The following is a 6,254-nucleotide window of genomic DNA, read 5'->3' as shown; positions in this document are numbered from 1 at the left end:
AGGTTGCGACCAGCTTTCTTCTCCCCGTAAACGGGGAGAAGAAAGCTGGTCGCAACCTCGGCGATCCTTTGGCGATTGTCGAGAACGGCGGCGCGAGCGTCCTTCTCCCCGTCACTATACGGGGGGTTGAGGAGTGGTCCGCGCAGCGGACGAAAAGCCAACTGCTTGGCTTTTCGAACGACGAACGCTCCGGCAGGGCGATGAGGGGCGGCGCTGACATCCGCAAGGCTAGCTTCCAATGACCCGCCCCTCCGCCATCGTCACCGGCGGCGCGCGCGGCATTGGGCTTGCCTGCGCCGAGGCACTGGCGGATGCCGGCTTCGATATTCTGGTCGCCGATCTTGCTGACCAAGCTCCAGACGAACTTGCCGCCGCCATTGCCGCCCGCGGCTCAAAATTCGCCTATGTGCGTTGTGACATCGCCAACCTCGACGACCATCCAGCCCTCGTCACCGCCGCAACGAACGCCTTCGGTCGCATCGACTGCCTGGTCAACAATGCCGGCGTCGGCGCCGTGGTGCGCGGTGACCTCTTGGACCTCAAGCCGGAGAATTTCGACCGCACGCTCGGCATCAATCTGCGCGGCACCGTGTTCCTCAGCCAGGCCGTGGCCAAGGCGATGCTGGCTGCGCCAGGCGATCACCAGAGGTCGATCATCACCATCACCTCGGTCAGCGCTGAAATGGCATCGCCGGAGCGGCCGGACTATTGCATCTCGAAAGCCGGCCTTTCAATGTGGGTGAAGAACCTGGCGCTTAGGCTTGCGCCCGAAAATATCGGCGTGTTCGAGGTCCGGCCAGGCATCATCCGCACCGATATGACATCAGGCGTGACCGCCAAATATGACGCCCTCATCGACGGCGGTCTGGTGCCAGCCAAACGCTGGGGCGAAGCATCAGACATCGGCGCGGTGGTGGCAACACTCGCTGGCGGAAAACTCGGCTTTTCGACCGGCTCGATCATCAATGTCGACGGTGCGCTCTCCGTGCCGCGGCTGTAAGTGGACAGTGTCATGACCGACTACATCATCGTGGGCGCCGGTCCGGCCGGCTGCGTTCTGGCCAACCGGCTGAGCGAGAATCCGGCAAATTCGGTCCTGCTGCTGGAGGCTGGCGGTAAGGACTGGCATCCTTACATCCACATGCCGGCAGGCTTCGCCAAGATGACCAAAGGCATCGCCTCCTGGGGCTGGTCGACCGTGCCGCAGAGAAACATGAAGGATCGCGTCTTCTGGTACACGCAGGCCAAGGTTGTCGGCGGCGGCTCGTCCATCAACGCCCAGATCTATACACGCGGCAACGCCCGCGATTACGACGCCTGGGAGAAGGAAGAGGGCCTCGCCGGCTGGGGCTATCGCGATGTGTTGCCCTATTTCAAACGCGCTGAGAACAACCAGCGCTACGCCAACGATTTTCACGGCGACCAGGGGCCGCTCGGCGTCTCGAACCCGATTGCGCCGTTGCCGATCTGCGAAGCCTATTTCCGTGCCGGCCAGGAGATGGGCATCCCCTTCAACCCGGACTTCAACGGCGCTGCCCAAGAAGGCGTCGGCTACTACCAGTTGACCCAGAAGGATGCCCGGCGCTCGTCCGCTTCAGTCGCCTATTTGAAGCCGATCCGCGCCCGCAAGAACCTGACCGTCCGAACCGACGTGCTGGTGACGCGCATCGTCGTCGAGAAGGGCCGCGCCATCGGCGTCGAGGTGGTCGACAGGCCGGGCGGCGAGAAGAAAATCCTGCGCGCCGAACGCGAGGTGATCGTCTCGTCCGGCGCCATCGGCTCGCCGAAACTCCTGATGCAGTCGGGCATCGGCCCCGCGGACCATCTGAAGTCGGTCGGCATCACACCGGTGCACGACCTGCCCGGCGTCGGCTCCAACATGCAGGACCATCTCGATCTGTTCGTCATCGCCGAATGCACCGGCGATCACACCTATGACAACTACGCCAAGCTGCACCGCACGGCCTGGGCCGGCCTGCAATATCTGCTGCTGAAGAAGGGGCCGGTGGCCTCCAGCCTGTTCGAGACCGGCGGCTTCTGGTACGCCGATCCGACAGCCGCCTCGCCCGACATCCAGTTCCATCTCGGTCTGGGCTCGGGTATCGAGGCCGGCGTCGAGAAGCTGAACAATCCCGGCGTCACTTTGAACTCGGCCTTCCTGCGGCCGCGCTCGCGCGGCACGGTGCGGCTGAAGAGCGCCGACCCGGCCGACCACCCGCTGATTGATCCGAACTACTGGTCCGATCCCTATGACCGCGCCATGTCGATCAAGGGGCTGCGGCTGGCCCGCGAGATCATGCGGCAGAAGGCGCTTGCCCCTTACGTGCTGCGCGAGGTGCTGCCCGGCCCGTCACTCGCCAGCGACGACGAGCTGTTCGACTATGCCTGCCGCAGTTCCAAGACCGACCACCATCCCGTCGGCACCTGCCGCATGGGCCATGACGAGATGGCTGTCGTGACGCCGGATCTGCGGCTGCGCGGCATCGAGGGCCTGCGCGTCTGCGACGCCTCGGTGATGCCGCGCGTGCCTTCATCCAACACCAATGCACCGACCATCATGGTCGGTGAAAAGGGCGCCGACCTGGTCCTTGGCCGCGAGCCGCTGCCGCCGGCGGTGTTTTCCGGAAACCGGGCTGCTTAGCCACTGAGGGGTAAGACATGATTAGGCACTGTGTTTTCGCCAAGTTTCGCAACGATGTTGCCGCCGCCGAGCGCATGGCGATCCATTCCGATCTCGAGGCGCTTCGACAGGTGATCGACGGCATGGACGCCGTAAAATTCAGCGCCAATGTCAGCCCGGAGCCGTTCGCACGCGGCTTCACCCACGGCTTCACCATCGATTTCCGCGATGCCGCCGCGCGCGATGCCTATCTTGTGCATGAAGCGCACCAGCGCGCCGGCGCGCGCCTGGTCGCTGCCCTGGAAGGCGGCACGGACGGGCTGCTGGTGTTTGATCTCGAAATCTAGACCTCATTCTCAAGCCACGATCGAGTTCATCGACAGATGGCACCGCTCGCTCCTCATCGCACCTTCCGCCATTCCAGCGGGCGTTCGATCAAATGAGCCGCGCGAAAACGTGACCACCGGTCTTCCCTGAACTGGCCGATAATTCGCCCATCGATGATGATGGAGGAAGATTTGCACCTTAATTCGCAGCAGAAGAAGACCGTCCTCGCCTCATTCCTGGGCTGGACGCTCGATGCTTTCGATTTCTTCCTTCTGACATTCCTGCTCACCGATATCGCGACCGAATTCCACGCCGACGTGCCCGCGGTCTCCAAGGCGCTGTTCCTGACCTTGGCGACACGCTTCATCGGCGCGTTCTTCTTCGGCATGCTTGCCGACAAATACGGGCGCAAGCCGATCCTCATGCTCAACATCGTCAGCTATTCGGTGATCGGCGCGCTGGCCGCCTTCTCGCCCAATCTCGGCATATTCCTCGCCCTGCGTGCTTTGTTCGGCATCGCCATGGGCGGCGAATGGGGGCTGGGCAGTTCGCTGGCCATGGAATCCATTCCGCCGAGCGCACGCGGCATGGTCTCCGGCATCCTGCAATGCGGCTATCCGGCCGGCTATCTGCTGGCGGCGGTGGTCTATGGCCTGCTCTATCAGCAGACGATCGGCGGCTACACGATCGGCTGGCGCGCCATGTTCCTGCTCAGCTTCGTGCCGGCGCTGATCGTGCTCTTCATCCGCTCGCATGTGCCGGAATCGCCGGCCTTCGTCGAAGCGCAGAAGACGGCTCGACCTGGCATGTGGGAAACGCTGCAGAAGCACTGGGGCGTCGCGCTCTATGCCGTCGTGCTGATGATGTTCTTCAATTTCTTCAGTCATGGCACGCAGGACCTCTACCCTACCTTCCTGAAGAAGCAGCACGGCTTCGATCCGCATACGGTGAGCTGGATCACCATCGTTGCCAATATCGGCGCCATCGTCGGCGGCCTGGCCTTCGGCGCGCTGTCGGAGAAGATCGGCCGCGTCAACGCCATCACGCTGGCATGCCTGATCGCCTTGCCATCCATCCCGCTATGGGCCTACTCGACCACGCCGTTCATGCTCGCCATCGGCGCCTTCGTCATGCAGGTCGCGGTCCAGGGTGCCTGGGGCGTCATCCCCGTGCACCTCAACGAGCTTTCGCCCGGAGCGGTGCGGGCGACCTTGCCCGGCTTTATCTATCAGGCGGGCAATCTCGCCGCGTCCTATGGCGGCCCCTATCAGGCAGGAATCGCTGAAAGCGCCGGAGGCAGCTATGGCTATGCCCTGGCGCTGTTCGCAGGCGTGGTCGCCGTCTGCATCATCGTCGTCATCCGCTTCAGCCCGGAACGACGTGGCCAGGTGATGACCGTCCTGACCTGAGCGGCGCCTAACCAAGCCTCAGCGCGACGACGCCGGCCACGATGCTGAGCGCGGCGGCACCGCGCCAGCCGGTCATTTTTTCGCCGAGAGCGAAGACCGAGATCATCATGGCAAACAGGATCGAGGTTTCGCGCAGCGAGGCCACCGAAGCGATCGGTGCTTTGGTCATCGCCCACATGACGATCCAATAGGCGGCGCCGCTGAGTACGCCGGTGAACAGCCCTGCCTTCCAGTCGCGCGCCAACACCGGCAGCGCCTTCGGCCCGCGGAAGATGAGGCACAGCACCAACGCGCCTAAAGCATCGCAGATGAACAGCCAGGCGGCATAGCTCTGCGCGGTTGCCGCCAGCCGCGCGCCACTGCCGTCCGACAGCGTATAGCTGGCGATGAAGATGGAAGTGCCGAGCGCGAAGCCAACCGCGCGCAGATTGAGTTTTTCCAGATGCGCGCCGCCACGAAACGACATCACCAGCGTGCCGGCCGACAACAGGAAGATGCCGAGCATGGCGAACGGGCCGGGAATCTCGGCAACGACGAACATGCCGCCGAAGGCTGAGAGCAGAGGTGCGGTGCCGCGCGCCAGCGGATAGGTCTGGGCGAAATCGCCGGCCTTGTAGGCGCCGATCAGGAAGGTCCGGTAGCCCATGTGGAAAACGACGGAGGCGATGATGTAGGGCCACACCTCCGCCTTCGGCACTTCGACGAAGGGCAGCACCACGAGTGCCGCCGCGCCCATGCCTAATGTCATCAGCGTGATCGACAGGAAGCGGTCGAGATGAACCTTGACCAGCGCATTCCAGATCGCGTGCATGGCAGCGGCGGCAAGCACTGCAAAGAAGACGAAAAGCGTCATGCGCGGCTCATGTGGCGATGCCCGGCGTTTCCAGGTCTATGTCCACCCGCAGCGGAAAATGATCCGAGGCAACCTCGCCGATGTCTGCACTGATCGAACGCACCCGCCCGGCGAACATGCCGCCGACGAAGCAATGGTCGAGCCGGCGCTTTGCCAGTCTGCCGTCGATGGTCTTCACATGGGTGTGGAAGTCCGGAACCGGCTCCCCGGCAACGGCGGCGGCATCGACGAAACCGCTGAGATAGGCGGCACCTCGATGGTAGGGCGTGCTGCCGACGATGCGGCGATACTCGGCGCTGTCCGGCTCCATGTTGAAATCACCCATCCAGATCGCCGCCAGCGGGTTTTCCGGCTCCGCTTCGCCGCTGGTCCAATTGCGCGTGGGCTCGTCGTCGACGCCGCTCCACGGTCCGCCATCGGACGGTGCCCGGCGATGCTCGGCCATGAGGTAGTCGATCTGCTCCAGCCGCTCCTCGACCGCGATATGGGCGAGATGCAGCGACAACACCCGCACCGGCCCTGCCGGCGTGCGGATCATGCATTCAAGCGCGGCGTTGCGGGTGTTGAGCGGCCGCTGCGTTCGGCGCATTGGCAGCGCATGCAGCCGCGACCAGACGATCGGCAGTTTCGACAGCACCATGGTGCCGAACTGGCGGCGCCGATTGACCAGACGGCCGTCGCGCCTTTCGCTGGCGTCCATGTCGAAGGCCGGGCCGTAGACCCAGTGATGTTCGGGCAGCAGACGGGAAAGCAGCTCCGGCTGGTCGTCGTAATTGCTGCGTTGCCAGTGCCGCTCGACTTCCTGCAGCGCAATGATGTCGGCACCGGCAACGATGCGCGCGGCGCGCGAAAGATCGTAGCGGCCGTCGCCGCCGAACCCGTACTGGATGTTGTAGCTGACCAGCTTCATTGCTTATCCGGCTCAATTTCGTGTTGGCAGTAGCGGTTCGATGCCACGGTTGCAATGTGCAGGAGAATGGACGTGGCTTGGACCAGCCTTGCTTCACCGGGATCATGCACCGATCCCGAAGCACTTCGATATCTT

At 63.7% G+C, this 6,254-nt stretch carries 7 protein-coding genes; 5 read left to right on the top strand and 2 right to left on the bottom strand.

Annotation, left to right across the window (positions count from 1 at the left end):
• From EOB59_RS35700 to EOB59_RS23745, 5 genes are all read left to right on the top strand, one after another.
• On the top strand, positions 1 to 242 hold a 242-nt coding region (locus tag EOB59_RS35700; protein WP_206622068.1), incomplete at its 5' end, for a hypothetical protein.
• Positions 239 to 1,000, top strand: a complete 762-nt coding sequence (locus EOB59_RS23760; RefSeq protein WP_128289373.1) for a 3-ketoacyl-ACP reductase — start codon at positions 239 to 241, stop codon at positions 998 to 1,000. The genes EOB59_RS35700 and EOB59_RS23760, both read left to right, overlap by 4 nt.
• Before the next feature lie 12 nt (positions 1,001 to 1,012).
• On the top strand, positions 1,013 to 2,641 hold the full coding sequence (locus EOB59_RS23755) for a GMC family oxidoreductase N-terminal domain-containing protein (RefSeq protein WP_127396897.1): 1,629 nt from the start codon (positions 1,013 to 1,015) through the stop codon (positions 2,639 to 2,641).
• Between the two features lie 17 nt (positions 2,642 to 2,658).
• On the top strand, positions 2,659 to 2,967 hold the full coding sequence (locus tag EOB59_RS23750) for a Dabb family protein (RefSeq protein WP_127319158.1): 309 nt from the start codon (positions 2,659 to 2,661) through the stop codon (positions 2,965 to 2,967).
• Between the two features lie 171 nt (positions 2,968 to 3,138).
• Positions 3,139 to 4,356, top strand: a complete 1,218-nt coding sequence (locus EOB59_RS23745) for an MFS transporter (protein ID WP_164895733.1) — start codon at positions 3,139 to 3,141, stop codon at positions 4,354 to 4,356.
• 7 nt (positions 4,357 to 4,363) lie between these two features.
• On the opposite strand, the gene EOB59_RS23740 is transcribed toward EOB59_RS23745, so the two are convergent.
• Both EOB59_RS23740 and EOB59_RS23735 read right to left on the bottom strand, forming a co-directional pair.
• Positions 4,364 to 5,209: an EamA family transporter gene (locus EOB59_RS23740; protein ID WP_127329389.1), complete on the bottom strand. Its 846-nt coding sequence runs from the start codon at positions 5,207 to 5,209 to the stop codon at positions 4,364 to 4,366.
• A gap of 7 nt (positions 5,210 to 5,216) precedes the next feature.
• Complete coding sequence (locus EOB59_RS23735; protein WP_128289372.1) at positions 5,217 to 6,119, bottom strand: endonuclease/exonuclease/phosphatase family protein; 903 nt, start codon at positions 6,117 to 6,119, stop codon at positions 5,217 to 5,219.
• Positions 6,120 to 6,254 lie beyond the last annotated feature (135 nt).

It is taken from the genome of Mesorhizobium sp. M7A.F.Ca.MR.176.00.0.0 (assembly GCF_004023165.1).
Classification (GTDB): Bacteria; Pseudomonadota; Alphaproteobacteria; order Rhizobiales; family Rhizobiaceae; genus Mesorhizobium.
The sequence above is the reverse complement of the archived record's forward strand: the minus strand, read 5'-3'. Positions and strand labels throughout refer to the sequence as shown.

Bases quoted from the DNA above. Each gene is read 5' to 3' on its own strand.
- EOB59_RS23760 (WP_128289373.1), top strand. From the start codon at position 239: ATGACCCGCCCCTCCGCCATCGTCACCGGCGGCGCGCGCGGCATTGGG.
- EOB59_RS23755 (WP_127396897.1), top strand. From the start codon at position 1,013: ATGACCGACTACATCATCGTGGGCGCCGGTCCGGCCGGCTGCGTTCTG.
- EOB59_RS23750 (WP_127319158.1), top strand. From the start codon at position 2,659: ATGATTAGGCACTGTGTTTTCGCCAAGTTTCGCAACGATGTTGCCGCC.
- EOB59_RS23740 (WP_127329389.1), bottom strand. From the start codon at position 5,209: ATGACGCTTTTCGTCTTCTTTGCAGTGCTTGCCGCCGCTGCCATGCAC.
- EOB59_RS23735 (WP_128289372.1), bottom strand. From the start codon at position 6,119: ATGAAGCTGGTCAGCTACAACATCCAGTACGGGTTCGGCGGCGACGGC.